Consider the following 24,954-nt stretch of genomic DNA (forward strand, 5'->3'; position numbering starts at 1 on the left):
CACGCATGGAGATCGACCCCCACACCACCGCTGGCCGGATCGCCAACCTGGGAGTGCGCATCGACGAGGCCGTGCACGCCGGTTCGGCCGAGGCCGTCGCGAAGCAACACGCGAAGGGCAAGATGACGGCGCGCGAGCGCGTCATGGCCCTCCTCGACGAGGGAAGCTTCGCCGAGTTCGACCAGTTCTCGCGCCACCGCAGCAACGCGTTCGGCATGGAGCAACGGCGCCCGTTCGGCGACGGCGTCATCACGGGCACCGGCTCGATCCACGGCCGCCCCGTGTGTGTCTTCAGCCAGGACGTGACCATCTTCGGCGGCGCCCTCGGCCAGGTCTACGGCGAGAAGATCGTCAAGATCCAGGACTTCGCCCTGAAGACCGGCGTGCCGCTGATCGGCATCAACGAGGGTGGAGGCGCCCGCATCCAGGAGGGCGTGGTCTCGCTCGCCCTCTACGGCGAGATCTTCCGGCGCAACACGCTGGCCTCCGGCGTGATCCCGCAGATCTCCCTGATCATGGGCGCCGCGGCCGGCGGCCACGTCTACGGCCCGGCGCTCACCGACTTCGTCGTCATGGTGGACCAGACCTCCCAGATGTTCATCACCGGCCCGGAGGTCATCAAGACCGTCACGGGCGAGGACGTCAGCATGGAGGAGCTGGGCGGCGGACGCACCCACAACACCAAGTCCGGCAACGCCCACTACCTGGCCGCCGACGAGTCCGACGCGATCGAGTACGTCCGCGAGCTCCTCAGCTACCTGCCGCAGAACAACCTCGAGGATCCTCCGATCTACGACGAGGAGGAGGTCGATCTGACGATCACCGATCACGACCGCCAGCTCGACGTCCTGATCCCCGACGCGGCGAACCAGCCCTACGACATGCGCGACCTGATCCGCAACGTCCTCGACAACGACGAATTCCTCGAGGTCATGCCGCTATTCGCCGGCTCCATCATCGTCGGCTTCGGCCGCATCGAGGGACGCTCCATCGGCATCGTCGCGAACCAGCCGCTGGTGCTGGCCGGATGTCTCGACATCGACTCGGCCGAGAAGGCCGCCCGTTTCGTGCGCACCTGCGACGCGTTCAACATCCCCGTCCTCACCTTCGTCGACGTCCCCGGCTTCCTGCCCGGCGTCGCGCAGGAGCATCAGGGCATCATCCGCCGCGGCGCCAAGCTGATCTACGCCTACTCGGAGGCCACCGTCCCGCTCCTGACGGTCGTCACCCGCAAGGCCTACGGCGGCGCCTACCTCGTGATGGGTTCCAAGGCGTTGGGTGCCGACATCAACCTGGCGTGGCCGACGGCGCAGATCGCCGTGATGGGCGCCCAGGGCGCCGTCAACATCCTCTACAGGAAGCAGTTGGCAGCCGCCGAGGACCCGGAGGCGGAGCGGGCGCGACTCGTCCAGGAGTACGACGACGAACTGACCAACCCGTACGTGGCGGCGGACCGCGGCTACGTCGACCAGGTCATCTACCCCCACGAGACCAGGGCCCAGGTCATCCGGGCGCTCCGGCTGCTGCGCACCAAGCGCGGTGTGCTGCCGCCCAAGAAGCATGGGAACATTCCGCTGTGACCGAACCGCTGTCCTTCGCCAAGGCGCATCTCACCGAGGAGGAGATCGCCGCCGTCACCGTCGTGCTCACGGTCGCGACCCGGCCCGAGAAGCTGCGCTCCGCCGACGACCGGCCGCTGGCTGGCGGGTGGAAGTCGTACTACCGCACCATGCGGGCCCAACTGATGCCGGGCCGCGACGCCTGGCGCACCTACCACCGGGGCTGATGTGCGGCTCATCCTCGCTTCGAAGTCCCCTGCCCGCCTCGCGCTGCTGCGCCGCGCCGGCCTCGCTCCGGAGGTGATCGTCTCCGGATTCGAGGAATCCCAGATCCGCAATCCGGTGCCCATCGATCTCGCCATGACGCTGGCCCGCTGCAAGGGCGAATCGGTCGTCAGACGTCTGGACGGCGACTACATCCTGATCGCCTGCGACTCGGTCCTCGAGTTCGAGGGCAGGGCCCACGGCAAGCCGGGCACCGAGCAGGCGGCGATCGAACGCTGGCAGCGGATGCGCGCCCGCGAGGGCATCCTGCACACCGGCCACTATGTGGCGGTGAGCCGGGCCAGTGCCTTACACGATTCGGTGCGGATCGGTTCGACCACCGTCGCGTTCGCAGATGTGTCCGACGGCGAGATCGCCGCCTACGCCGCCACGGGCGAGCCGCAGCGGGTCGCGGGCGGATTCACGATCGACGGCCGGGGCGGGGCGTTCGTCACCTCGATCTCCGGCGATCCCTTCAACGTGATCGGGCTCTCCCTGCCGCTGGTGCGGCAGATGGTCATCGACCTGGGTGTCGCCTGGCAGGACCTGTGGGTCCCGCCGGACGACGAGGTCACCGCCTGACGGTCCACTCGATCGAGTCCCCGAAGTCCGCCGGCTGGTAACGCAGCTTCGGCAGGAACAGGTCGGGGTTGCCGAACGCGGCCGTGACCCAGCCGTCGTTACACTCCCCCACCTGCAGCGCCTTCTCCGCGTAGGCCGGGCCCCACTGCGTCGTGGTCGGCGTCTCGGACGCCGCGACCCACTCGCCGGGGCCGCCGCCCTCGCCGTCCTGGACGAACCAGGCCCACGGATCGAGGCTGGTGCGGGTGGTCCCCTCGGCGTTCGCGTCCCGGTGCGGGGCGACGTAGCAGACCGACACGTGGGCGCCCCAGGCGGTGCCGTCGGGATCCACCTGAAGCTCGCCGACGGCGACGTCGAAGTACCGCAGCGCGAACGATCCCCCGAAGGTGCCGGTGGCTACGACGGGGACGCCGGGCCGAGGGTCGGGGGTGCCCGTGACGGGGGTGTCGGGCGAGCCCGTGATGGGCGGTGGCGTCGAGGTGGGCGCCTGCGTCGGGAGGGGTTGCGGGCCGGGGCTCGGCATGAGGGCAGGGCCTCCCGTCAGGCGCCAGACGACGGGCACGCCGGCGAGGTCGGCGCGCACCTCGGCGCTCTCACCGGCCGTGAGCGTGCCAAGCCGGAAGATACGGAGGTTCTCACAGTCGGCGGCAGGCAGCACGTCGGGCCGACTGTCTCGACACCGGCGGCGCTCGTGCCGTCGGGGCGCACCGTCGTCCACGAGACCGACGCTGCGGCGGGCGCGCACAGCTGACCGACGAGCACGTACTGCTCCGGGTAGCTCTCGAGGACGGCGCCCGCGGCCACCTGGGCCCAGTGGCCGGCGCCGAGGTCGACCCGCTGCAACGGCAGGGCCGTCACGGTAGGCGACGGCGCGCCCGTCGGATCGGCGGGGACGGCGACCTGGCCGCCGCGGACGACCTGTGACACCGCGACCGCCAGGGCGATGATGCCGACGCCCGCGGCGACGGCGACCAGCACGCGGCCCCGGCCCGTGAGGGTGGCGTCTCCGCCCCTGCGACGACGCGGTCGATCATGGCGCCGGGCTGCGGCAGCCTGCGCTCGGGTGGCAGCTGGCTGGTGGTCATGTCAGTCCTCCTCACGGAGCAGGGCGGCGACCTCGGTCGTCGCCAGGGTTCTGCGGGCCCGGGACAGGCGCGATTTCACGGTGCCGACGGGCAGGCCGAGCGCCTCGACCCAGCCAGCCGCGTCGTCGGGAGGGCGGTCGTCGACGTCGGCTGCGGCCCGGTGGATGAGTCGCAGGACGCGGGTGCGGGACCGGACCTGGTTCCGGGCCTCGTTGCGGAAGGCGACGTTGTAGACCGTGTCGCTGTGGCGGCCGAAGACCTCCCGCAGCGCCTCCTCGTCCCCGTGGCGCAACCATTGCCACAGCGCGTCGTCCGTCATGGCTGTCATTGTCCCTGCCATCGCCGCATGTGTGTGCATGTCCGGCCCTCCTTCCCGTTCACCCCTCCATGTCCGGCAGGGGCCCCTGGGTTCCACTGGCTAGAGTCGTCCCGTGCGAAGGATCCTTGCGGGCATGGTGGCGGTGGTGGCTCTGGTGGGCTGCTCGGCGGCACCGGCCTCCCCCACCCCGACCCCCACGTCCCCGTCGGCGGCGGTCAGCGTCCCCGCCGACGCCGTCACCCTGCGTGACCTGGGACTCACCAACGCCCCCGAGGGGGTCTCGCTGCCGAAGGGCGCCGTCGTCTCCGACATGATCAACATGGGCAACAACGTGACCGCCGTCGTCGTCAGCCCGTCCGGGGCAGAGGTCGCGGAGCACCTGCGCACCACGCTGCCCGCGGCCGGTTTCACCATCACGGCCGACGGCGCCGACTCGCTGCTGTTCGAAGGTGGCGCCTGGCAGGGTGCCTTCACCGTCAACGGAGAGGTCGCCGCGCTCAGCCTGCGCACCGATCGTTGAGCGTCGCACTACGCTCGGGGACATGGAAGAGGCTGCGCTGGACATACTGTCGGTGGCGATGGGCGCCGGGCTCGGCTGGTTGGCCGGCATCGTCGCTTCGGTCGTGCTGTCCGTCGGCGCCTACCTGCTGGTCCGGCGCCACACCCGGCTGAAGGCCCTGAGCACGCGGCTGCGGGTACCGCAGCGCGTGTTCCTGTCGCTACTCGGCCTCGGTCTCGGTGTGACCATCGCGACTGCCCCGCCCGTCGGTTCCTCCAACCCGCCGTGGCGCACGTACTTCGAGCAGGGCTTCCTCATCGTCATGATCCTGGCGACCGCGCTGCTGTTGACGGGGCTTGTGCGCGCCGTCGAGGACATCATCCTCACCCACGGCGAGCATGACGAGGAGACGCCGCACTTCCGCCGGGTCCGGACCCAGCTGCAGGTCCTCGACCGGGTCATCATCGCCGTCATCTGGCTCTGCGCTCTCGCCGGGGCGCTGCTGACGTTCCCCCAGTTCCGGGCCATCGGCACCTCGCTCATCGCCTCGGCCGGCCTGCTGTCGATCGTGGCCGGCCTCGCGGCGCAGGCGTCGCTCGCCAACGTCTTCGCCGGCATGCAGCTGGCCTTCACCGACGCGCTGCGGGTCGGCGACCTCATCGTCTTCGAGGAGAACAGCGGCTCAGTCGAGGAGATCACCCTCACGTACGTGGTGGTGCGCACCTGGGATGACAGACGCTGGGTGGTACCCAGCACCTACTTCACCAGCAAGGCCTTCGAGAACTGGACCCGCCGCGAGTCCCAGATGCTCGGCACGGTCGAGTTCGACCTCGACTGGCTCGTGCCGATCGACGCGATGCGGGTGGAGCTGACCCGCCTGCTGCACGCCTCCGACCTCTGGGACGGCCGAAGCAACGCGCTCCAGGTCACCGACTCCACGGGCAGCCACGTCCGGCTGCGGGCGGTGGTCTCCGCCGCCACCTCCGGCGACGTGTGGGACCTGCGCTGCTACGTGCGCGAGGAACTGATCAACTGGCTCCAGCGCAACGCCGTCTACGCGCTGCCCCGCACCCGGCTGGAGCCGGAGACGACGGCGGCTCCCACGTTCGAGGAGCGTGAGGACTTCGTCGAGAAGACGGTGGCGCAGTGGGAGGCGGAGCAGGCGGTCGAGGCGACCGCCGTCATGCCGAAGGTCGAGCCCACCGACGATGACGAGGAGCCGGACAGCGGCCTGCCGCGGTGGCTCCACGCCTGGCTCGGGCAGCGGCGTGAAGGGGCAGAGGCCGTCCCCGCGCGGGAGACGCGCTCCGAGACGACCACCACGTCCCAGAGCCCGGAGGCACGGCTCTACTCGGGCTCGCCCGCGGCCGAGGAACGGCGCCGCACCATGTCAGGGCCCAGCGCGGCCGACATGGCCGAGCGGGAACAGGCGGCCGAACGACGCCAGCGCACGGGCGAGCAGCCCGCCGTCGACGACTAGAGCGGCAACGCGGCCCGGGGCTCCGGCTCGAGCGCCCTGGCCACCATGGCCTCCAGCCTGGGGTGCCGCGGCTCCGGCAGCGCGTCGATCGGGAACCAGCCCACGTCGACGGACTCCTCGTCGGCCACCCACGGCTCGCCGGAGATCCAGCGGGCGAGGAACCCGTGGTCGAGATAGCGGCACTGATCCCCGTTGGCGTAGCGGACCGGGCCGGTGACGTCGAGCCACAGCGCCCCGGTCACCTCGATCACGACACCCAGCTCCTCGGCCGCCTCACGGACGACGGTGGTCGCCGGATGCTCGCCCGGGTCGACGATCCCGCTGGGCGCGGCCCACTCCCCCGTGTCGGCCCGGCGGCCCAGCAGGACCCGGCCGTCGCGCACCACGATGGCGGTCGCGCCCATCAGCCACAGCGGCGCATTCCCGACGTGGCGGCGGAGTTCTAGGACGAACGGCGGGGTGGGCATGTGTCCACACTGGCAGAAGATCCGGCGCAGGCCAATGCCTGGGACGTGTTCGCCGGTTAGACTCCGGACACGAGCCGATTCCAGGAGGAAACATCGTGGGCAACGCCGCCATCTCCAAGGTCCTGATCGCCAACCGCGGCGAGATCGCCGTGCGCGTCATCCGTGCCGCCCGCGACGCGGGCATCGCGTCGGTGGCGGTCTACGCTGACTCCGACTCGGACTCGCTCTTCGTCCGGCTCGCGGACGAGGCCTTCGCCCTCAACGGCGCCACCCCGGCAGACACGTATCTCAACATCGACAAGCTGTTGTCCGTGGCGGAGCGCACCGGCGCCGACGCCGTCCATCCCGGGTACGGCTTCCTCGCCGAGAACGCCGATTTCGCGTCCGCCGTCATCGCCGCCGGCCTCACCTGGATCGGTCCTCCGCCCGCGGCGATCGAAGCCCTGGGTGACAAGGTCCGCGCGCGGCACATCGCGCAAAAGGTCGGGGCCCCGCTGGTGCCCGGCACCGCAGACCCGGTTGCCGGTGCCGACGAGGTCGTCGCGTTCGCCAGGGAGCACGGGCTGCCCATCGCCATCAAGGCCGCGTTCGGCGGCGGCGGACGCGGCCTGAAGGTCGCCCGCACCCTCGAGGAGGTGCCGGAACTGTTCGAGTCCGCGACCCGCGAGGCCGTGACGGCGTTCGGCCGGGGCGAGTGCTTCGTGGAGCGTTACCTGGACAAACCACGACACGTCGAGACGCAGTGCCTCGCCGACCAGCACGGCAACGTCGTCGTCGTGTCGACTCGTGACTGCTCGCTGCAGCGTCGCCACCAGAAGCTGGTCGAGGAGGCGCCCGCACCGTTCCTGACAGACGATCAGGTGGAGCGGCTGTACGCGTCGAGCAAGGCGATCCTACGGGAGGCCGGCTACGTCGGCGCCGGCACCTGCGAGTTCCTGGTGGGACTCGACGGCACGATCTCCTTCCTCGAGGTCAACACTCGTCTGCAGGTGGAGCACCCGGTCTCCGAGGAGGTCACGGGGCTCGATCTGGTGCAGGAGATGTTCCGCATCGCTGCCGGTGAGGAACTCGGCTACGGCGACCCCGCGGTGCGTGGCCATTCGATCGAGTTCCGCATCAACGCCGAGGACGCGGCCCGCAACTTCATGCCCGCCCCGGGACGCTGGTCACCTGGCAGGCGCCGACCGGCCCCGGCATCCGCGTCGATGAGGGCTACCACGCCGGCATGACCGTGCCCGGCGCCTTCGACTCGCTGGTCGCCAAGGTCATCGTCACCGGTGCGGACCGGGCGCAGGCCATCGCCCGCTCCCGTCGCGCGCTCAAGGAGCTTCGGATCGACGGCATGCCGACCGTCGTGCCGTTCCATGAGGCGGTCCTGCTCGACGACGCGTACGTCGCCGCCGACGGGAACTTCGGCGTGCACACGCGCTGGATCGAGACCGAGTTCAGGGCCGACATCGCCCCCTACAAGGGCGTCCTCGGTGAGCCAGAGGACGACATCGAGCCCGAGGTCGTGGTCGTCGAGGTCAACGGACGGCGCGTCGAGGTGAAGCTGCCAGGCGGTTTCGGCGGCGCACGGCCGGCCGCGGCGAAGGTTGCCCAGCGCCCCACCCGCCGCGACCGCGGCGGAAGCCGGGTGGCCGCCCCCAGCGGCAACGTGCTCACGTCTCCCATGCAGGGCACGCTCGTGAAGCTCACCGTCGAGGAGGGCCAGGTCGTCGCCGAGGGCGACACCGTCGCCGTCATCGAGGCCATGAAAATGGAGCAGCCGCTCGCCGCGCACCGCGACGGAGTCATCGCGAACGTCAAGGTCGCGGCCGGGCAGGCGTTGACCGCCGGCGAGGTGGTCTGCGAGATCGTCGACGCCTGACCCGGTCCTTGCCGTCGCCGCATTGCGTCGGTCTGTACCCTGAAAGGTAAGGCTGACGCGAGGAGAGTTGATGATGTTCAGCGGCATTTTCACGATGATGTTCATCGTGATCGTCGTCTCGGTGATCCTCGGGATCACCCGGTCGGGACGCCCGCCGCTCGGCGGTGGCCCCACGGGCTACGGTCAGCTGCCGCCACAGCAGCCGCCGCAGCTCACCCAGTGGGGCGGCTTCGGGAACCAGCTCGGCTACGGGGCCCCCGTCGGATACGGAGCGCAGCCCGCCCAGGGCTATGACCCTGCCGCCTACCAGCCCATGACGCCCCAGGTGCGTGACGCCGTCGACCGGGACATCACCTCCTACGGCGAACAGCTGCGCGACCTCGATCTGGACGTCGTCGGCCGCGAGCTGGACGTCACCGCCCAGGCCGACTACTCGAGCGCGTTGGACGCCTACGACGGTGCGAAGCAGCAACTGCAGCACGCCACCACCAACGCCGACGTCAAGCGCATCGCCGAGATCCTCGAAAAGGGACGCTACGAGATCGCCTGCGTCAAGGCACGCGTCAACGGGCACCCCGTCCCGGCCCGCCGCGTGCCCTGCTTCTTCGACCCTGCCCACGGCGTCTCCGTCGAGGACGTGTCCTGGGCGCCGCCCGGCGGCTCTGTCCGGCAGGTGCCCGCCTGCGCGGCCGACGTCCAGCGCATCCGCACCGGCAACGATCCGTCGATCCGGATGGTCTACGCCGCCCCGCAGCAGCAGATGGTCCCCTACTGGGAAGACCGCAGCTACGCACCCTGGGCGCAGGGCTACTACGGCCGCTACGGCACGGATCCGGCGCTGCGCTCCCTGACCCATGGGGCCCTCATGATCGGCGGATTCTCGCTGCTGATGGGGCTCCTGGACGACTGACGCGACCGGCCGCAGGGGTCAGTTCGTCAGCAGCGATCCGTGGCGGTTGTGGAGGCGGCGCGCCGCCTCGGCCAGCGAACCGGACATCGACGGATAGACGGTGAACGCGTGGCTGAAGTCGTCGACGGTCACGCGCTGTGACACGGCCACCGACACGGCGTGGATCAGCTCAGAGGCGCGCGGCGCGACGACCACCCCGCCGATGATGATGCCGGTGGTCGGCAGGCAGAACAGCTTCACGAAGCCGTCGGTGAAGCCCTGCATCTTGGACCGCGCATTCGGCGCGAGCGACAGCAGCACGGACGCGACGCGCACATCGCTGGTGTCGACGTCCTGCTGGGTGATCCCCACCGTCGCCACCTCCGGGGTGGTGAACACGTTCGAGGACACCTTGCGCAGGTCGAGCGGAGTGACGGCGTCGCCCAGCGAGTGCCACATTGCCACCCGGCCCTGCATCGCGGCGACCGAGGCCAGCGCGAACACTCCCGTCACGTCGCCGGCGGCGTAGATGTTGCGGATGCTCGTGCGCGACACCTTGTCGACGCTGATGTGGCCGGACGGTGTCAACCCGACCCCGACCTCCTCCAGCCCGAGGCCCGCCGAGTTCGGGATGGCTCCGACGGCCATCAGGACGTGCGAGCCGGTCACTTCCTGGCCGTCCTCCAGGGTGACGACGACGCCGTCGCCCTCGCGACGGGCGGCCACTGCGCGGCACTCGCTCATGATGTGCATGCCACGCTCGGAGAAGGCCCGCTGCAGCACGGCCGCGGCGTCCTGATCCTCGCCGGGCAGCACCTGCCTGCGTGAGCTGACGAGGACGACGTCGCACCCGAGGCCGTCATAGGCGGACGCGAACTCTGCCCCGGTCACGCCGGAGCCGACCACGATGAGCCGTTCCGGCAGCTCCGTGAGGTTGTAGACCTGCTTCCAGTTCAGGATCCGTTCGCCGTCGCACGGGGCGTCGGGAAGTTCGCGCGGGGTGGTTCCCGTCGCGAGCAGGATGATGTCGGCGTCGAAGGCGACCTCGCCCTCCTCGGTGGCCGCGATCACCCGGTGGGCGCTCTCGAGCCTGCCGCTGCCGTTGACCAGCCGGACCCCCTCGAGGCGCAGCCGCTGCGCGATGTCGTCGGATTGCGCCTTGGCGAGGGCGAGCACGCGGTCGTTGACCTCGGCGAGGTCGACGCGCACCACGTCGGTCACTTCCCTTGCGCCGATGTGCAGCCCCAGCTGGCGGGCGGCCTCGATGCGCACCATCACCTCGGCCGTGGCGATCAGGGTCTTCGACGGGACGCAGTCGCTCAGGACGGCGGCACCGCCGAGCCCGTCGCGTTCGATCAGGGTGACATCACCGCCCAGCTGCGCAGCCACCAGCGCCGCCTCGTATCCGCCGGGTCCGCCACCGATGATCACAACCTTGGTCACGGCCCCCATCCTCCCATAGCTGCCGTCGCCGTACCGACCGCTTCACTATGCTGGCCGGATGACTGACGATCCCTTCGCCCTCGCCGCCTCCGCCGCCGATTTCCTCCGTTCGCACTTCGGAACCGACGGCGTCGACATCGCCCTCGTGCTGGGTTCCGGCTGGTCCTCGGGCGCCGACCAGCTCGGCGAGCCGCTGGGCGAGATCGAGCTCGGCGCCGTCCCCGGCTTCAGCAAGCCGGTCGTCAGCGGGCACGGCGGCGCGCTGAAGCTGGTGCGCACGACCGGCGGCAGGGTGGCCGCCATCTTCACGGGCCGCACCCACTTCTACGAGGGGCGCGGAGCCGACGCCGTCGTGCACGGCGTCCGCACCGCCGCCGCCTGGGGTGCCTCCACGCTGGTCCTGACGAACGGCTGCGGCGGCCTCAACCCCGCCTGGGCTCCGGGCACGGTCGTCCTCATCAACGACCACATCAACCTCACCGGCGCGACGCCGCTGCACGGGGCCACCTTCATCGACCTGTCGGAGGCGTACTCCTCCCGCCTGCGCGACGTGGCGCGCGCCGTAGACCCGGCACTCCCGGAGGGTGTCTACGTCCAGTTCCGTGGCCCGCAGTACGAGACGCCGGCGGAGGTCCGGATGGCCGGGATCCTCGGCGGCGACCTCGTCGGCATGTCGACGACGCTCGAGACCATCGCCGCCCGCGAGGCGGGCCTGGAGGTGCTGGGCCTGTCGCTGGTGACCAACGCCGCCGCCGGGATGGGCGACTCCAACCTCGACCATGCGGAGGTGCTGCAGGCCGGGCGCGACGCCGGGCCACGGCTGGCCGCCCTGCTCGCCGGCATCGTGGGGAGGCTGTGATGAGCATCGACGTCCTCACCGCCGCGGCCGCCTGGCGCGATGCCGACATCGACGACGATTCCCGGGCCACCCTCGACCAGCTGATCGTGCAGGCCCAGGCCAACGACGACGGTCTCCGCGAGGCCGCCCTCGCCGAGCTGACCTCCGCCTTCTCCGGGCCGCTGGAGTTCGGCACCGCAGGCCTCCGCGGCCCCGTCGGCCCGGGCCCGGCCCGCATGAACCGCGTGGTGGTCACCCAGGCGGCGGCCGGCTTCGCCGAGTGGCTCACCGGACAGGGCCTCACCGGCGGGAAGGTCATCGTCGGCCACGACGCCAGGCACGGCTCCGCAGCCTTCGCGGAGGACACCGCGCAGATCATGGCCGGCGCCGGCTTCGAGGTGCTCTGGACCGCTGAGCCGATCCCGACGCCGGTCGTCGCCTTCGGCATCCAGCACTTCGGCTGCGTCGCCGGTGTCGTCGTGACGGCGTCGCACAACCCGCCGAAGGACAACGGCTACAAGGTCTATCTGGGCGACGGCTCGCAGATCATCCCGCCGACCGACGGCGAGATCGCCGAGCGGATCGCGGCTGTGGCGGCCGGAGCGTGGTCCACGCTGCCGCGCGACACGGCCAGGGTCGATGTGACCGCCGACCTGCTCACCGCTTACGTCGCCAGGGTGGCCTCGCTTTACCCCGCCGACGCCCCCGCGACGTGACGTGGGTGCACACCTCGATGCACGGGGTGGGTGCCGCAACCGTCCGCGCGGTCGCTGAGGCCGCGGGGCTCCCCGCCCCCCACGAGGTCGCCGAGCAGGCCGACCCCAACCCGGACTTCCCGACGGTCGCGTTCCCGAACCCCGAGGAGAAGGGTGCGATCGACCTGGCGCTCGCGCTCGCCGAGGCCAGGGGCGCCGACGTCGTCATCGCCAACGATCCCGACGCCGACAGGTGCGCCGTCGCCGCCGTCGTGGACGGGACGTGGCGGATGCTGACGGGCGACGAGCTGGGGGCGATCCTCGGCGACGACGCGATCCGCCGGGACGTTCCGGGGGTCTTCGCCAACTCGGTGGTCTCCTCGACGCTGCTCGGCAGGATGGCGGCCGCGGCCGGCCGCACGCACACCACCACCCTGACGGGGTTCAAGTGGATCGGACGGGTCCCCGACCTCGCCTTCGGCTACGAGGAGGCGATCGGCTACTGCGTCGACTCGCGCGCGGTTCCCGACAAGGATGGCATCAGCACCGCGGTGACCGTGTTGCGGATCGTCGCCGGACTCAAGGCAGAGGGCGGGACCCTGGCCGACAGGCTCGACGAGATCGCCCGGACGCACGGGCTCACCGCCACGTCACAGCTGTCCGTGCGGGTGGCGGACCTGAGCCTCATCGCCGACGCCATGGCCCGGCTCCGCGCCAATCCCCCGGCCACGCTGCTGGGGGCCCCGGTCACCGTCGTCGACCTGGCGGAGGGGTCGGCCACACTGCCGCCGACCGACGGGGTCGAGCTGACCGGGGAACGTGTCCATGTCGTCGCCCGCCCCTCCGGCACCGAGCCGAAGCTCAAGTGCTACCTGGAGGTGCGGCTCGGGGTCGACGAGTCCGCCGACGTCCCCGCAGCCCGGGCCGTTGCAGCGGAACAGCTGACGCAGCTGCGCTCCGAGATGGCCGCGGCTTTGGGGGTCGACGCCTGAACCGCCGTACCCGCTGAGCAGTCACCCCGGTCCTGTGAGCACCGGGGTGGCTACTCTTGATCCATGACGAAGCTCCGCGCCGGTCTCGCAGCACTGTTCCTCGCACTGGTCTCGGCCTGGGTCGTGGTTGTCCCCGCGCACGCCGACGACTCGGCCCCGTTCACCAACTACGACGTCGCCGTGAACCTCACCGACGAGGGCGTCGCCGAGGTGACGATCGACTTCACCATGGACTTCAGCGTCGTGAGGGGCCGGGGCCCGGAGATCCTGCTGCCGACGCGGCAGGACGACGGTGCCAACCCCGACGAGCAGTTCGTCTTCAGGTACTCCAACATCTCGGTCTCCTCCTCCACGGGAGCCTCAGCCCAGGTCCACGAATTCTCCGAGAGCGACATGCTCGGTCTGCGGATCGGCGACGAGAACCGGTGGAACGACACCCCGCAGTCCTACACGCTGCGCTACGACGTGACGGGGCTGATCGTCTCCGACCACGCGGTCAGCGGCCTGGACGAGTTCAACTGGGACGTCATCGGCCCCGCCTGGCGGTCCCGGTTCTCCGACGTGACGGTGACGGTCACCGGCCCCGCCGCAGTGTCCAAGTCGGCCTGCTTCTACGGCCCGTACTCCAACCAGACCCCGTGCACCACCTCCTTCTCCGGCGACACCGCCACGTTCGCCGTCGACGAGCTCTCTCCGCGGGAGCCGATGCAGATCGTGACCGGCTTCCCGGCCGGCACCTTCGGCGGCGTCGAGCAGGAGAAGGAGCTGAAGCCGACGTTCGGCAACATGATGCAGCTCACCCCCGCCACAGGCGGTGTCGCTGCTGCCGGCGCCCTGGCAGCGATCGGCGGCCTCGTCGCCATCCGTCGCAGGCATGCCCGCGACGATGTCTACCTCGGCCTCACGCCCGGGCTGCTGCCGGGCAAGGGCGAGGAGGGCAGCATCGGGAAGGCCTCCGGCAAGGCCCCCGTCACCGTCCAGTTCCACCCGCCGAAGGGCGCCCGCCCGGGCGAGATCGGCACCCTCCTCGACACCACCGCGGACGACATCGACGTGTCGGCCACCATGGTCGACCTCGCCGTCCGCGGCTTCATGAAGATCGAGTCCGACGGCGGGAAGAAGTTCACGCTGCACGCGACGAACGCGCCCGCCACCGAAACCCTCCTCCCCTACGAGGAACAGCTCCTGGCGAACCTGTTCCAGGGAGCTGCCACACGCACCTCCAGCGAGCTCAAGAAGGCGAAGTTCGCCGACGTGCTCCCCGAGGCGCGCAGCGGCCTCTACACCTCCGTCGTGCGCCGTGGCTGGTTCCGCGGCAACCCCGCCACCGCGCAGCTCGGGCCCATCTTCCTGGGCGGCCTGTCCCTGCTCGTCGCCTTCGGCATCTTCATCGTGTTCGGGGCTTTGGCTGGGGTCTGATCTCCATCCCGTTCGCCGTGTTCGGCATCGGCCTCATCGCGTTGTCCGGCAAGTTCCGCAAGCGCACGGCGGCCGGGTCGGCGTTCCTGGCGCAGGCGAAGGGCTTCGAACTGTATCTGCGCACGGCCGAGAAGGAGACCATCCGCTTCGAGGAGAACCAGGACGTCTTCTCCCGGTACCTCCCCTACGCGATGGTCTTCGGCGTGGCCGACCGGTGGAGCAACCTGTTCGCCCAGCTGGGCCAGGAGGGCGTTTACCAGGCGGACACGTCGTGGTATGTCGGCCCGAACCTCTACAGCGGCTACGCGTTCGGCCATGCGATGAACAGCCTCGCCTCCTCCATGTCGAGCGCCATGCAGGCCGCACGGGCGGACGGGATGAGCCAGGCCACCGGCGGCTCGTCCGGCGGCTCCGGGTTCAGCGGCGGCGGCGGCTTCGGAGGCGGTGGCGGCGGCTCCTGGTGAGCCGTCCCAGGTCGCGGCGGTGACGCCGCGACCACTAGGCTGTCGCGCATGAATCGGAGCCTGCTGTTGATCGCCGGCCCCTCCGGGAGTGGCAAGTCGAGGCTGACACGGCTGGCCGCGGAGGCCGCCTCGGCGTTGCCTTTCCGGCTGGACGACTTCTACTACGACGCCAGCCGTCCCGGCATGCCTATGACCCCCATGGGGATCCCCGACTGGGACCGGGTGGAGACGTGGGACCTCGACCTGGCTCTGGCCTCGATCGGGGCGCTGCTCACCGATGGCGCGTGCGAGGTCCCCACCTACGACATCTCCCTGTCCCGGCGCACCGGGAGCAGGCGCATCGAGATGGGCGACGCCACGATGATCGTCGCCGAGGGGATCTTCGCCATCGACGCCCTGCGCCCCGCGCTGGCCGCTGGCATCGACACCGAGGGGCTGTGGCTGGACCGGTTCCGGGCCGCGAACTTCTCCCGCCGTCTCACCCGCGACCTGCGGGAGCGTCGCAAGACGCCCACCGTCCTCCTGCGTCGCGGCGCGGCGCTGTACCGCGGCGAGCCCGCCCTGCGGCGGGAAGCCCTGGCGCAGGGCTTCCGGCCGGTGTCGATGAAGGCGGCGCTGCGGCGGCTGACCGACTGAGCCGGGCTCAGTCGGCGATCGGCGCCCAGCTCGGGCCGGTCTGCCCCAGCTTGTCGTCCAGCTTCGTGAACAGCGGGCTCGGCTTCGCCAGCGGGGTGCCCGCCACGATCGGCTGCGACGCCCAGGTCGCCTGCTGCGCGGCGTAGTCGCCCTGCAGCGTCGGGTAGGTCAGGTCGCCGTCGGTCACCTCGACGATCTGCGGCTGCGACGCCCAGATCCCCTCGCCGCCCAGCGCCTCGAAGATCCTCTGCGCCGAGTGCGGCAGGTAGGGCGTGAGCAGCGTGTTGGCGTCGGAGACCACCTGCAGCGCCACGTGCAGCACGGTGTCGCGGCGGGCCGGGTCGTCCTTCAGCTTCCAGGGCTCCATGTCGGAGATGTACTTGTTGGCGAGCGAGACGATGCGCATGGCCTCGGTGATGCCCGCCTTGAAGCGGCGGGCGGCGATGTGCTCGCCGACGACGTCGAACGCGGTCGCGGACTCGGCCAGCAGGGCGCGGTCGACGTCGGTCAGCTCCCCCGCCGCGGGGATGGCGCCGTTGTTCTTGTGCGCCATCGAGATGGAGCGGTTGACCAGGTTGCCCCATTCGTTGGCCAGCTCGAAGTTGGTGCGGCGGACGAACTCGTCCCAGGTGAAGTCGGTGTCCTGGTTCTCGGGGCCGGCGACGGCGATGTAGTACCGCAGGGCGTCGGGGCCGAACTCGGCGAGGAAGTCGCCGACGAAGATCGAGGCGCCGCGCGACGAGGACACCTTCGAGCCCTTCATCGTCATGAACTCGGAGCTGACGACCTCGGTGGGCAGCCGCAGCTCCCCAGCGACGGGCGGACGGTTCCGCCGGCCTCGCCCTGCCCGTTGGCGCCCAGCAGGATGCCGGGCCAGATGACCGAGTGGAAGACGATGTTGTCCTTGCCCATGAAGTAGTAGGACAGCGCCTCCGGGTCGTTCCAGTAGGCACGCCAGGCGTCGGGGTCGCCGGAGCGGGCGGCCCACTCGACGGCGGCGGACAGGTAGCCGATGACGGCGTCGAACCAGACGTAGATGCGCTTCATGGGCGCGTCACGCCAGCCGTCGAGCGGGATCGGGACACCCCAGTCGAGGTCGCGGGTGATCGCGCGCTCGCGGATCTCCTTGAGCAGGTTGAACGAGAACTTCAGCACGTTGGGGCGCCAGTCCTCGCGGCTCTCCAGCCAGGCGGCCAGCTGCGGGGCCACCTTCGGCAGGTCGAGGAAGAAGTGCTCGGTCTCCACGAACTCGGGCGTCTCGCCGTTGGTCTTGGACTTGGGGTTGATCAGGTCCGCCGGGTCGAGCTGGTTGCCGCAGTTGTCGCACTGGTCGCCGCGGGCGTTATCGTAGCCGCAGATCGGACACGTGCCCTCGATGAAGCGGTCGGGCAGCGTGCGGCCGGTCGACGGCGAGATGGCGCCCATCTGCGTCTTCGGGAAGACATAGCCGTTCTCGTACAGCGCGGTGAAAATATCCTGCACCACGCGGTAGTGGTTCGGCGTCGTGGTGCGGGTGTAGAGGTCGTAGCTGAGGCCGAGCCCCTGCAGGTCGGAGACGATCTGCGCGTGGTACTTGTCCGCCGTCTCGCGGGCCGTGAGCCCCTCCGAGTCGGCCTTCACCTGGATCGCGGTGCCGTGCTCGTCGGAGCCGGACACCATGAGGACGTCGTGGCCTGCCATGCGCATGTACCGGGCGAACACGTCCGAGGGCACCCCGAAACCGGAGACGTGCCCGATGTGACGGGGACCGTTGGCGTACGGCCAGGCGACCGCGGCAAGAATACGACTCATGGGGGTGAGTCTATCGGTGCCGGACGGGCCTCCTGCAGCGGGAAGTGGGCGCATGCTTCGACCGCGGGCGGGGTAACCCGGGACCAGGAGCCGACGCGGCGAATTCCGCCGACGGGCTAGGTTCTGCCCATGAGAACCGTCGCCGCTGTGCTCGTCGTGCTCGCGACCATGACGGGCTGTGGCTCTGCGCAGATAGCGGCCATCCCCGCTCCCCCGGGGCCATCCGTCCAGGCGACACCCACGCCGTCGCCCGAAAGCGAGACCACGGAACCCGTCGTCACCCCGGCCAGCGAGCCGACGCTCGCGCCCCCGACCTGTGACGACGCGTCGGGGCTGACGCTGCGGTCCGGCCGGGTCGACGCGGCGCTCGGGTCTCGCTTCCTGTTCATCCAGGTGGGGAACTGCAGTGACGCAGGGCTCACGCTCCCCGCCCCCATTCTGACGGGGGCCGACCTTGATGGGCTGCGTGGTGAAGTGGCGCACAAGGCCTACGGGACCCCGCCCATGCTCGCCCCGGGCGGGTGGACGACACTCGAGCTGAAGTGGCTGAGCAACGGCCGGTGTGAGCGCGGCCTCCAGGAGCTGCGGGTGACGTTCGGTGAGGAGACCTTCGACGTCACGCAGGACTGTATGCAGCTGGGCGGCGAGTTCGCCCCGACCGGGAGCCGACGATCTCGCTCTCCTGGCCCGCCTGAAGCACGTCCGCTGGCCGTACACTCGTGCCCACCATGACGACGAACTGCCTCTGTGACACCGGCAAGCCCTACGACAACTGCTGCGGCCGCTGGCACGCCGGGCGGCCCGCGCCGACGGCGGTCGCGCTGATGCGCTCCCGGTACACCGCGTTCGCGCTGGAGAACGCCGACTACCTGCTCGCCACCTGGCACCCGGAGATGCGTCCCGACATCGTCGACATCGACCCCGAGCTGACCTGGACCGGGCTGCGGATCATCGCCACCACCGACGGCAAGGCCTGGACACCGAGGGCACCGTCACGTTCGCCGCCTCCTACACCTCGCCCGAGGGCGCGGGAGAGCTACGTGAGGTCAGCCGCTTCTTCTTCGAGGACGGCCGCTGGTACTACTACGACGGGACCTACTGAGGCACCGTGCAGGTCCTACTCACCCACTCCATGGCGAAGGTGACGCCTGACTGGCAGCCGACCGCCCCCCTCGAAGGCCTCACCGGCTGGGAGGGCCAGACGCTCTCGTTCCAGGTGGCCTGGCTCGCGCCGCCTACCCGGCGCGAGACGCCGTCGTCCGAGGTCCGTGTCGAGGTCGACGGCGCAGCGGACGTCGCCACCTTCGACGTCGGCCTCGTCCCCGTCCACGTGCCCTGCTGGCGGGAACACGACGACGCCTACGTCGCCACCGAGCCGGGGCTGCTGCCCGACCTCCTGCGTCCCACCGACGGGCCCGCCCGCGCGACCCACCTCGGCTGGCACAGCATCTGGGTCGACGTCACGCTGCCCGCCTCCGAACTGGTGATCACGGTCACCGACCGGGGCGACGAGGTCGCACGCCTCGTGCTGCCTGTGACGACGGTCCCCGCCCCCGTCGAGGCGCCCGACCTGGAGGTGACGCAGTGGTTCCACGCCGACTGCCTGGCCACCTACTACGGCGTCGAGACGTGGAGCGAGGAGCACTGGGAGGCCATCGGTAGGCAGATGCGGTCGGCGGCCCGGATGGGCTCCACCATGCTGCTGACACCCGTGTGGACGCCGCCGCTCGACACCGAGCGCGGCGCGAACCGGCCCCGCACCCAGCTCCTCGACATCGAACTCGTCGACGGACGTTACAGCTTCGGGCATGACCGCCTCGACCGCTGGATGGAACTGGCGGCGGCCGCCGGCCTCAGCCAGGTGGAGGTGCCCCACCTGTTCACGCAGTGGGGAGCCACGGCGGCGCCGCAGGTCTGGGTACGGGTCGACGGCGAGGAACGGCAGCTGTTCGGCTGGCACACCGACGCTCTCGACCCCGAGTACCAGAACTTCCTCGGCCAGGTCGTCCCCTTCCTCATCGACTACTTCGGCGGCCGCGTGGGCCTCGGGAACACCATCTTCCACGTCTCCGACGAGCCGACCGACGAGCACCTGGCCAGCTACGGGGCCTCCGCTGCCTCCGTGGCCCCGCTCCTGGAGGGATGCCGGGTGGTGGATGCCCTGTCCCATCCCGAGTTCGCGGACCTCGTGCAGGTCCCCGTGGTGGCCACCGACGCCGTCGGCGCCTTCCGGGACGCGGGCATCGAACCCGGCTGGGTCTACCACTGCATCGCGCAGAGCTGGGGCGTCGCCAACCGGTTCATCGCCCAGGAGGGAATCCGCACACGGGCCCTCGGCTGGCAGCTGTACAAGGCTGGCGCCGTCGGATTCCTGCACTGGGGATTCAACTTCTACAACGCCCAGCTGTCGCGACGGCCCATCGACCCGTTCCACGACACGAGCGCGGGGGGCGGATTCATCGGTGGCGATCCCTTCGTCGTCTACCCGGGGCCGGGCTACGAGCCCCTCGAGTCACAGCGGCACCGCCTCTTCGCGGAGGCGATGGGAGACCTGGCTGCCGCACAGCGGGCGGAGAAGCTGATCGGCCGGGACGCGGTGCTCGGCATCGTCGACCCCGAGGGGAACCTCGACTACGCGGCCGGGTGGGTCACCGCGGAGGAGTGGCTGCGGCGCCGCGACGCCCTCGACCGGGCTGCGGCGGCGGCCCTCGGCTGACGGACGGGCCGGGGGGCGATCAGTGGGCGACGAAACGCAGCGCCCAGGCCCCCGGCACCCGCTGGAACAGCAGCGCCGCGGGACGGTCGTCGACGGTGACGCGGGCGAGGCAGGCCTCATCCCCGACGGCGTCGACGCTGCGCAGACCGATCCTGGCACCGTCGGCCCAGGCCAGGGCGGCCGACTCGGCGCCGCCGTTCACCACGAGCAGGTCGTCGTGGATCCGCACGGAGGCCCGGTCGGTCGACAGGGCCGCGACCGCGCGGACCACGGAGGCCTTGGCACGCGGGGCGGCGGTGCCGGGGACGGGCTGGGGCTCAGGCGCCGCGTCCGCCGTCAGGGAGAACAGGTCCGGCTGCTCCTCGACCTGGCCGACGGCGAAGTCGGAGCGGGCCTCGGGCCGGGAGGCGTCGGGATAGCCCGGCCCGCAGTCGGGCTTCCTGCCCTGCTGGAACGCGGTGGCGGCCGCCCTGGCGCGCTCGTCGGCCGCCTCGTTCATCGGGTGGCCGGCGTGGCCCTTGACCCATTCGAACGTCACGTCGCGCCCCGCGAGTTCGGCGTCGAGTTCCTTCATGAGTTCGACGTTGAGGACCGGCTTGCCGTCGCCCTTGCGCCAGCCCTTCCGCTTCCACCCGGGCATCCACTTGGTCAGTGAGTTGATCACGTACTGCGAGTCACACAGCACCTTCATGGGCTCGTCTACGTGCGCCGTGGAGCGCAACAGGTCGAGGACGGCCATCAGCTCGCCCATGTTGTTCGTGCCACGCTCCCAGCCGCCGGCGGCCCAGACGTCGTCGGAGATGTACCAGGCCCAGCCAGCGGGACCGGGATTGGACAGGGAGGAGCCGTCGGCGGCAGCGATGATCACGGGGCAAGGATAGTGGGCGCGGTCGGGACCCCGGCGCTCTCCGGAACGGACGTTCCCCGGGTGCATACTTGCGCGCATGACTCTTGACGAGCACGACTTCATCCGCGTGCGGGGCGCCCGCGTCAACAACCTCCGTGACATCGACGTCGACATCCCCAAACGGCGCCTGTCAGTGTTCACGGGCCTCTCCGGCTCCGGCAAGTCCTCCCTGGTCTTCGGCACCATCGCCGCCGAGTCCCAGCGCCTCATCAACGAGACCTACCCGGCGTTCGTCCAGTCGTTCATGGCCTCCCCCGCCCGCCCCGACGTCGACACACTCGAGAACCTGTCGGCCGCCATCGTCGTCGACCAGGAGCGCATGGGCGCCAACTCGCGCAGCACTGTCGGCACCGCCACCGACGTCAACAACCTGATGCGGCTGGTGTGGTCGCGGCTCGGGACCCCTGAGGTCGGAGCGAGCTTCTTCTTCTCCTTCAACACGCCGCAGGGTATGTGCCCCACCTGCGAGGGCAACGGCCGGGTCTCCGCGGTCGACGAGTCGCTGGTCGTCGACCGGAACCTGTCTCTCGCCGACGGCGCCATCCTCGCCCCGGGCTTCGGCGTGGGCACCTGGTACTGGAAGGGGTACGCGGAGAACCCGCTGCTCGACGCGGCCGTCCCGCTCAAGGACCTGAGCGACGAGCAGTGGCAGTTCCTGATGTACCAGGAGCCGACCAAGGTCAAGGCTCTCGGCATGAACATGACCTACGAGGGCCTCATCCCGCGGGTGCGCCGCATGTTCCTGAATCCGGAGAAGACCCCCGGCCAGAAGCACACCCGCGAATACGCGGAGCGCATCGGCACCTTCGCCGCCTGTCCCGACTGCGGAGGCACCCGGCTCAACGAGGCGGCCCGCAGCGCCACCGTCGACGGCGTCACCCTGCCGGAGGCGCTGTCGTGGCAGATCTCCGACCTGCGGCCCTGGGTCGAGACCCTCCGCGACACCCCGGACGGCGCCAGGGCCCGCCCGGTGCTGACGGCGCTCGACGACCTGCTCGGTTCCCTGGTGGAGGTGGGGCTCGGCTACCTGTCGCTCGACCGGGAGTCCGGCACGCTGTCGGGCGGCGAGGCGCAGCGGGTCAAGATGGTGCGCCACCTCGGTTCGGCGCTGAGCGACGTCACCTACGTGTTCGACGAGCCGACCGTCGGGCTCCACCCGCACGACATCGACAGGATGACCGACCTCCTGCTCCGGCTCCGTGACAAGGGCAATACGGTCCTGGTGGTCGAGCACAAGCCGCAGGTGATCGAGCGCGCCGACCACATCGTCGACATCGGCCCTAGCGCCGGCACCGGCGGCGGGCTGATCACCTATGAGGGCGACGTCGCAGGGCTGCGCACCTCCGACACCGTCACCGGGCACCACCTCGACACACGCGCGAAGCTCCGGTCCGACCTGCGCACCCCCACGGCCGCGCTCGAGATCCGGGGCGCCACCACCCACAACCTGCGCGGCGTCGACGTCGACGTGCCGCTCGGCGTCCTCACGGTCATCACCGGGGTCGCCGGCTCCGGCAAGTCGAGCCTGATCCACGGCTCCGTCGCCGACGGCACGATGGGCCGCGCCGGCGACGTGCGCGTCGTCGACCAGTCCGCCATCCGCGGCTCCATCCGCTCCAACCCGGCCACCTACACGGGCCTGCTCGACCCGATCCGCACCGCCTTCGCCAAGGCCAACGGGGTCAAGCCCGCCCTGTTCTCTGCGAACTCGGAGGGAGCCTGCCCCAACTGCAAGGGGCTCGGCGTCGTCTACACCGACCTTGGCATGATGGCCGGCATCGCCAACACCTGCGAGGTGTGCGAGGGGCGCAGGTTCACCGACGAGGTGCTGGCCTACCGGCTGCACGGCCTCACCATCGCCGAGGTGCTCGCCCTACCCATCGCCGACGCGGCGGCGGTCTTCACGGGCGGCGTGCCAGCGAAGATCCTCGGCAGACTGACGGCGGTCGGACTCGGGTATCTGCGCCTCGGGCAGCCGCTGTCGACCCTGTCGGGCGGCGAGCGGCAGCGGATGAAGCTCGCGATCCGGATGGGTGAGGACGCCGGGATCTACGTGCTCGACGAGCCGACCACGGGTCTCCACATGGCCGACATCGAGGCGATGCTTGCGATGCTGCACCGCCTGGTCGACGAGGGGAACTCGGTGATCGTCATCGAACACTCACTCGCGGTCATGACACAGGCGGACAGGATCATCGACCTCGGCCCGGGTGCCGGCCACGACGGCGGACTCGTCGTGTACGAGGGCACCCCGGCGGGACTCGCCGCCAGCGGGACGCTGACGGGCCGGCACCTGGCCGCCTACCTGGCCAGGTAGCGGTGACGGTGGTGCTCCACCAGCCCCTGGGCGGAGTGACGCGCGAGCGCGGCCGTGTCGTCGGCGTCGACCACGAGGAAAGCCGCATCGGTGCGTGCGGAGCCGCGAGGAACGAGCGGCGCCTCAGCGCTCACCACCGCCTCCCCCACCGGCGCGAACCCCGCAGCCAGCGCCTCCCGCTCAGTCTCGCCACCGACGACGACCCGCAGCCGGAGCGCGCCGCCGACCCACTCCTCGGCCGCTGCCACTGCCGCGGCGAAGGGCATGCCCGGATCGCCTGCGCCGAGGACCCACCCCGGGTCCGCATCGCCCTGACCGCGCCGCAGCACCCAGCCGCCGAGCCGGGCCCTGGCGGAGGCGGGGAGGCCGCGTTCGAGGAGCCGCTCCACCTGCTCCGCACCCGAACTGGCAAGCACGAGTCGCTCGGGCACCTCCCGGATCGCCGATGCCTCCCCACGCGGGACCCAGACGGCGGGCCGGTCCTCCGGCAGCACGACGAGCCAGTCCGCGTTCGCCGCGATGAGGTGGCCGACGACGTCGCTGACACCGTCGGGTGTCTGCCTGCGGAGGCTGATCCTGCGCGTGGTCGGGTCCGGAGCCGGCAGGATCACCGGGCCCTGGGGAGCGCCTGTCACGCCGCGCGGGCGGCCGCGTAGGCCGGGCGGATGACCTCACGGATGAGGGACTCCCGCTGGTCGTGGTGCAGGAACGCGGCGCGCATGGCGTTGACGGTGCACCACTCGACGTCGTCGAGGTCCCACCCGAACGTCTCGGACAGGAGCGCGAACTCGCGGCTCATCGTGGTGGCGCTCATGAGCCGGTTGTCGCAGTTGACCGTGACGTTGAAGCCGAGGTCCTTCAGCAGATCGACGGGGTGGTCGGCCATGGTCGTGGCGATGCCGGTCTGCAGGTTCGACGACGGCGCCACCTCCAGCGGGATGCGCGCGTCGCGGACGTAGGCGGCCAGCCGCCCGAGCTTCGCGGCGCCGTCCGACAGTTCGATGTCCTCGACGATGCGCACGCCGTGGCCGAGCCTGTCAGCACCGCAGACCTGGACCGCCTCCCAGATCGACGGCAGGCCGAAGGCCTCGCCCGCGTGGATCGTGAAGAACATGTTGTTGCGCTTCAGGAAACCGAAGGCCTCCACGAAACGCGCCGGGGGGAAGCCGTCCTCGGCGCCCGCGATGTCGAACCCGCACACCGAGTCGTCGCGGTACGCCAGTGCCAGCTCGGCCACCTCGAGCGTCGGCTCGGCGTGCCGCATGGAGGTGACGATCTGACGGGCCACGATCCGGTTGCCCTCCGCAGTGGCTGCCACCATGCCCTCACGCAAACCGTCACGCACGGCCTCAACGGCATCTGCCATGCTCAGCCCGCGACGCAGATGCTGCTCCGGCGCCCAGCGCGCCTCGGCATAGACGACACCGTCCCGGGCCTGGTCGATGACGAACTCGGCGGCGACCCGGCGCAGGTGCTCCGCGGTCTGCATCGCGGCGACCGTGTGCTCGAACGTCTCGAGGTAGCGCACCAACGAGCCCGAGTCCGCGGCCTCGTAGAACCAGCGCCGGAGCGTCTCCGGATCCGAGGCCGGCAGCTGGTGCCCTACCTCGGCGCAGTGCTCGAGCACCGTCTCGGGCCGCAGCCCGCCGTCCAGGTGGTCATGCAGGGCGACCTTCGGAAGCGGCCTCAGGTCGTCGATGGTCAGCACTGATCTTCCTCCAA

General features: G+C 70.7%; 20 protein-coding genes and 4 pseudogenes. 15 read left to right on the forward strand and 9 right to left on the reverse strand.

Annotated features, from left to right (window positions below; all coding sequences use genetic code 11):
• Positions 1–5 precede the first annotated feature (5 nt).
• The 3 genes from H9L22_RS08630 to H9L22_RS08640 are packed head-to-tail and all read left to right on the forward strand — an operon-like array spanning position 6 to position 2,405.
• Entirely contained in the window at positions 6–1,580 is a 1,575-nt protein-coding gene (locus H9L22_RS08630) for an acyl-CoA carboxylase subunit beta (protein ID WP_187722372.1), read from the forward strand.
• Positions 1,577–1,786 (forward strand): acyl-CoA carboxylase subunit epsilon, encoded by a 210-nt coding sequence (locus H9L22_RS08635; protein WP_226966231.1) that lies wholly within the window; start codon positions 1,577–1,579, stop codon positions 1,784–1,786. Before H9L22_RS08630 ends, H9L22_RS08635 begins: the two co-directional genes overlap by 4 nt.
• 1 nt (position 1,787) lies before the next feature.
• Entirely contained in the window at positions 1,788–2,405 is a 618-nt protein-coding gene (locus H9L22_RS08640) for a Maf family protein (RefSeq protein ID WP_187722373.1), read from the forward strand.
• On the opposite strand, the gene H9L22_RS08645 is transcribed toward H9L22_RS08640, so the two are convergent.
• The 3 genes from H9L22_RS08645 to H9L22_RS18805 form a co-directional block, all read right to left on the reverse strand.
• Positions 2,395–3,123, reverse strand: a complete 729-nt coding sequence (locus H9L22_RS08645; RefSeq protein ID WP_187722374.1) for a hypothetical protein — start codon at positions 3,121–3,123, stop codon at positions 2,395–2,397. The two genes, H9L22_RS08640 and H9L22_RS08645, sit on opposite strands and share 11 nt — an antisense overlap.
• A gap of 136 nt (positions 3,124–3,259) precedes the next feature.
• Positions 3,260–3,490: a hypothetical protein gene (locus H9L22_RS08650; protein WP_187722375.1), complete on the reverse strand. Its 231-nt coding sequence runs from the start codon at positions 3,488–3,490 to the stop codon at positions 3,260–3,262.
• 1 nt (position 3,491) lies between these two features.
• Entirely contained in the window at positions 3,492–3,809 is a 318-nt protein-coding gene (locus tag H9L22_RS18805; RefSeq protein ID WP_226966232.1) for a hypothetical protein, read from the reverse strand.
• 112 nt (positions 3,810–3,921) lie between these two features.
• On the opposite strand from H9L22_RS18805, the gene H9L22_RS08660 reads away from it, so the two are divergent.
• Both H9L22_RS08660 and H9L22_RS08665 read left to right on the forward strand, forming a co-directional pair.
• Positions 3,922–4,329 carry a hypothetical protein gene (locus tag H9L22_RS08660; protein ID WP_187722376.1) on the forward strand — a complete coding sequence of 136 codons (408 nt, stop codon included), beginning with the start codon at positions 3,922–3,924 and terminating at the stop codon, positions 4,327–4,329.
• A 22-nt stretch (positions 4,330–4,351) separates the two neighbouring features.
• Positions 4,352–5,788, forward strand: a complete 1,437-nt coding sequence (locus tag H9L22_RS08665) for a mechanosensitive ion channel family protein (RefSeq protein ID WP_187722377.1) — start codon at positions 4,352–4,354, stop codon at positions 5,786–5,788.
• On the opposite strand, the gene H9L22_RS08670 is transcribed toward H9L22_RS08665, so the two are convergent.
• On the reverse strand, positions 5,785–6,255 hold the full coding sequence (locus H9L22_RS08670; protein ID WP_187722378.1) for an NUDIX hydrolase: 471 nt from the start codon (positions 6,253–6,255) through the stop codon (positions 5,785–5,787). The genes H9L22_RS08665 and H9L22_RS08670 overlap by 4 nt on opposite strands.
• Positions 6,256–6,350: 95 nt before the next feature.
• On the opposite strand from H9L22_RS08670, the pseudogene H9L22_RS08675 reads away from it, so the two are divergent.
• Both H9L22_RS08675 and H9L22_RS08680 read left to right on the forward strand, forming a co-directional pair.
• Positions 6,351–8,125: pseudogene (locus H9L22_RS08675) on the forward strand (acetyl/propionyl/methylcrotonyl-CoA carboxylase subunit alpha).
• Between the two features lie 73 nt (positions 8,126–8,198).
• Entirely contained in the window at positions 8,199–9,035 is an 837-nt protein-coding gene (locus H9L22_RS08680) for a hypothetical protein (RefSeq protein ID WP_187722379.1), read from the forward strand.
• An 18-nt stretch (positions 9,036–9,053) separates the two neighbouring features.
• On the opposite strand, the gene H9L22_RS08685 is transcribed toward H9L22_RS08680, so the two are convergent.
• On the reverse strand, positions 9,054–10,457 hold the full coding sequence (locus H9L22_RS08685) for an NAD(P)H-quinone dehydrogenase (RefSeq protein ID WP_187722380.1): 1,404 nt from the start codon (positions 10,455–10,457) through the stop codon (positions 9,054–9,056).
• A gap of 58 nt (positions 10,458–10,515) precedes the next feature.
• Here H9L22_RS08685 and H9L22_RS08690 point away from each other — a divergent pair, with 58 nt between their 5' ends.
• From H9L22_RS08690 to H9L22_RS08710, 4 genes and pseudogenes are all read left to right on the forward strand, one after another.
• Entirely contained in the window at positions 10,516–11,316 is an 801-nt protein-coding gene (locus H9L22_RS08690; RefSeq protein ID WP_187722381.1) for a purine-nucleoside phosphorylase, read from the forward strand.
• Positions 11,316–12,982, forward strand: a pseudogene (locus H9L22_RS08695) (phospho-sugar mutase). Before H9L22_RS08690 ends, H9L22_RS08695 begins: the two are co-directional and overlap by 1 nt.
• A gap of 63 nt (positions 12,983–13,045) precedes the next feature.
• A pseudogene (locus H9L22_RS08700) lies at positions 13,046–14,865 on the forward strand (DUF2207 domain-containing protein).
• Positions 14,866–14,913: 48 nt separating this feature from the next.
• Positions 14,914–15,501 (forward strand): uridine kinase family protein, encoded by a 588-nt coding sequence (locus H9L22_RS08710; RefSeq protein WP_187722384.1) that lies wholly within the window; start codon positions 14,914–14,916, stop codon positions 15,499–15,501.
• Positions 15,502–15,508: 7 nt separating this feature from the next.
• Here the strand turns inward: H9L22_RS08710 and metG are convergent.
• Positions 15,509–17,346 (reverse strand): annotated as a pseudogene (metG, locus tag H9L22_RS08715) (methionine--tRNA ligase).
• 75 nt (positions 17,347–17,421) lie between these two features.
• On the opposite strand from metG, the gene H9L22_RS08720 reads away from it, so the two are divergent.
• Genes H9L22_RS08720 through H9L22_RS08730 form a run of 3 tightly spaced genes read left to right on the forward strand, consistent with a single transcriptional unit; the run spans position 17,422 to position 20,008 of the window.
• Positions 17,422–18,024, forward strand: a complete 603-nt coding sequence (locus H9L22_RS08720) for a hypothetical protein (protein WP_187722385.1) — start codon at positions 17,422–17,424, stop codon at positions 18,022–18,024.
• The gene (locus H9L22_RS20755) at positions 18,021–18,437 is read left to right on the forward strand and encodes a YchJ family protein (protein WP_455431978.1); all 417 of its coding nucleotides are present in this window, start codon (positions 18,021–18,023) and stop codon (positions 18,435–18,437) included. The genes H9L22_RS08720 and H9L22_RS20755 overlap by 4 nt, the downstream gene beginning before the upstream one ends.
• Positions 18,401–20,008, forward strand: a complete 1,608-nt coding sequence (locus H9L22_RS08730) for a DUF4091 domain-containing protein (RefSeq protein WP_187722386.1) — start codon at positions 18,401–18,403, stop codon at positions 20,006–20,008. Before H9L22_RS20755 ends, H9L22_RS08730 begins: the two co-directional genes overlap by 37 nt.
• A gap of 19 nt (positions 20,009–20,027) precedes the next feature.
• Here the strand turns inward: H9L22_RS08730 and H9L22_RS20070 are convergent, their stop codons facing one another.
• The gene (locus tag H9L22_RS20070; RefSeq protein ID WP_187722387.1) at positions 20,028–20,876 is read right to left on the reverse strand and encodes a ribonuclease H family protein; all 849 of its coding nucleotides are present in this window, start codon (positions 20,874–20,876) and stop codon (positions 20,028–20,030) included.
• Positions 20,877–20,952: 76 nt separating this feature from the next.
• Between H9L22_RS20070 and H9L22_RS08740 the strand changes: the two genes are divergently transcribed.
• On the forward strand, positions 20,953–23,232 hold the full coding sequence (locus H9L22_RS08740) for an ATP-binding cassette domain-containing protein (RefSeq protein ID WP_187722388.1): 2,280 nt from the start codon (positions 20,953–20,955) through the stop codon (positions 23,230–23,232).
• On the opposite strand, the gene H9L22_RS08745 is transcribed toward H9L22_RS08740, so the two are convergent.
• A complete protein-coding gene (locus H9L22_RS08745; protein ID WP_187722389.1) occupies positions 23,217–23,867 on the reverse strand; it encodes a hypothetical protein in 651 nt (216 codons plus the stop codon). The two genes, H9L22_RS08740 and H9L22_RS08745, sit on opposite strands and share 16 nt — an antisense overlap.
• Positions 23,864–24,940: an adenosine deaminase gene (locus tag H9L22_RS08750; protein ID WP_187722390.1), complete on the reverse strand. Its 1,077-nt coding sequence runs from the start codon at positions 24,938–24,940 to the stop codon at positions 23,864–23,866. Before H9L22_RS08750 ends, H9L22_RS08745 begins: the two co-directional genes overlap by 4 nt.
• Positions 24,941–24,954: the final 14 nt, after the last annotated feature.

It is taken from the genome of Tessaracoccus defluvii, from assembly GCF_014489575.1.
GTDB classification, from domain to species: Bacteria; Actinomycetota; Actinomycetes; order Propionibacteriales; family Propionibacteriaceae; genus Arachnia; species Arachnia defluvii.